Source organism: Pseudoalteromonas sp. MSK9-3 (assembly GCF_003590335.1).
GTDB lineage: Bacteria > Pseudomonadota > Gammaproteobacteria > Enterobacterales > Alteromonadaceae > Pseudoalteromonas.
Genome location: NZ_MIET01000045.1, coordinates 1 through 392, shown reverse-complemented (window position 1 = coordinate 392; position 392 = coordinate 1). Strand labels below are relative to the sequence as shown.

Here is a 392-nt window from a genome sequence, read left to right as displayed (position 1 = left end):
GGATTTAATTCAGGTGAATATGGTGGTAGTTTGATCAACGTGACATTATTATACCAATCTGCATAAAGATTAAGTCAATTTTATCCAATCTCTTAAGCACATCTTTCTAACTCTCTCAGGAACTGAAATGAATTTGTTCCATGCTTTTGAAACTTGCCCAACAATATCTTCATAACCCTTAAATGTACGATTGGATAAATAGTGCTGACGGAGCCAACTCCAAACTTGTTCTATTGGATTTAATTCAGGTGAATATGGTGGTAGTTTGATCAACGTGACATTATTAAAAGGCTGAACGGTATCGAATGTATGCCAACCAGCACCATCCATAATAACAACTGCATGTCTTCCAAGTTCGGTAGCTTTCGATATTTGTTCCATATGTAGTGTCA

At 36.2% G+C, this 392-nt stretch carries 1 protein-coding gene; it reads right to left on the bottom strand.

Going from position 1 to position 392, the window contains the following annotated elements; genetic code table 11:
- Positions 1–69: 69 nt before the first annotated feature.
- On the bottom strand, positions 70–392 hold a 323-nt coding region (locus BGP78_RS18770; protein WP_182912335.1), incomplete at its 5' end, for a transposase.